1 protein-coding gene is annotated in these 2,066 nt (G+C 30.9%); it reads right to left on the minus strand.

Annotated features, from left to right (window positions below; all coding sequences use genetic code 11):
- A partial coding sequence (locus V7150_RS26440; RefSeq protein WP_335524271.1) for a caspase family protein occupies positions 1–1,247 on the minus strand: 1,247 nt, incomplete at its 3' end.
- Positions 1,248–2,066: the final 819 nt, after the last annotated feature.

Raw genomic sequence — 2,066 nt, forward strand, 5'->3', positions numbered from 1 at the left:
GCATTATAACATATCTGGCTTAAAAACTTTTTACCATTATCTTTATCTTCCTTGAAGAAAATATCAAACACCAATTCTTTATGTCCAGGTTTATAAAGTACTTTGTTTTCAAATGGAATTAATGAGTACCTTATAAATCTTTTTGATTCCTCATATTTAGGCTTTTCAATCAATGAAAGTAATTTTTCAAAATGATCTGTTTTTAATCTCCTTCTAATTTTACCACGAGAATCAAAATACACCTCATATAATAAACCATTTAATAAATGAAACGCTACTTCTTCATCCTCCTTGTTTAACTCATTCTCTAAATTCTTTATAAAATCAATAGCCTCATTCGAATTTCCGCATGCTGCTTGATATATATTTCTTCCCAATACGAATAGTGAATCAACTTTATATTCATTTAATTGTAATTTTTTTAAACTTGTTATCGCAGGATTCTGAGTGTACCAATCATGGCTTTTTAATCCTTTGATAACATTATCGAGGCTGTTATCTTCAAACACATACCTTGAATCAGCAAATGCATTTTTCGAATATCTCGTAGAAAATTCACCTGAAATGTATCCATAATTGAAATAAAAGTCTCCTATCAACGATGTGTGTTCCCACGATGTTTGTTTTCCCATCGTTATTAAGCTCAAAGTATTTCTTACTCTTTTAAACATTTCTTCAATACTAATATCAATTGTTTCTATATGTGTTAATAAAGCTTGTGTATATACGCCGTTTCTCCCTTCTCCATCGTCAGCTGTTTCACCAGGTGATGTTGAGTACCCGATTATTGTACCTTTGGGTGCATTTATTGGAGCTAACGTCATTGATGCATCACCACGAAATCTTCCACCAAAAGGATTGTTTCTACATGCATCTAAGATAATAATCTTAGTTCTTGCATTGCTTGCTTCAAACATATCTAGTATATCGTTTAAACAAAACGAAGTTCTTTTAAGACTATATTCATCGCTTGATGAAGTATCAATTGTAGCCAAATAATTTTTGCCTTCAATTTGAAATCCATGTCCGGCAAAATAAAATAGACCAATATCTGCATCTTTTAAAATATCTTTGTATTCAGATACTAACCTATCCATTTCTTCAATTTTTACATTTTGGGCTTGTATAACTTCAAAATTAAATTTTCTAAGTATACAACCAATATCCTCTACATCATTGACGGGATTTTTCAATTTTCTCATAGCTTCATAATCAGCATTTCCAATAATAAGAGCATTTTTAATCATCTCTATCGCCTCGTTCACATTAATTTTATGTCTTATTCATTACATTTCTTATAGCTCAGCCAAAATTCTTTATAATCCTATATTGCAGTCTTGTATATTCACACTCTTACAATATTCAAGTAATTAAATCTTTCATCTATCCTTAAATATCCAAATACGGGTCTATAGAAAAATCATTAATGATTCCTTCTTAGTCTAAATGAAACGTTAGCTTAAATACATTATTTCACAAAGTCACCTAAAAATAGAGACTTTGTTGCGCAGTATAGGTCTACTACGTAATACAAGAGTTACCCTAAAATTAGTCCCGTTTGCGCAAGGCTGGTCTTGTTTAATCATATTTTTTTACATTCTTGATAATCCAAACTATAGATTTATTCCTCCTATTACCAGTAAGACCGCGGTGGTAAACGTCTTGTCATTCTTTGGTACACTTCATGTCATTTAGTGGTAAATACAATGTCAGAAGTGGTACATTTCAATGGCTGTAATCAAAATAATGAAGCTATTTATTTTCATTTTACAAATAGCTTCATTTATTTCTATTTCGGACTAAACTGCTTTGCTCGCAAAAAGCGATTGTACCTGCAAACTAAGAGTGAACTTTATATTTACTTCATATTTGAAATAATTTATTTCAGGCAATTGGTTTTTGCAAAAAAATAGCCCTCCATAACAGGAAGGCAATTTTTTATTATGAATTGACGGCACAAAAAAAGCTCCCCATTAAGGGAAGCCCAAAAATGGAGTGGGTCTTACAAACTTTGTATTAAACTCACATGTCTGAGTAGATCAATCACCAACTAAAATATTATCTTT

Origin of the sequence: Neobacillus drentensis (assembly GCF_036965245.1) — a bacterium.
Classification (GTDB): Bacteria; Bacillota; Bacilli; order Bacillales; family Cytobacillaceae; genus Neobacillus; species Neobacillus drentensis_G.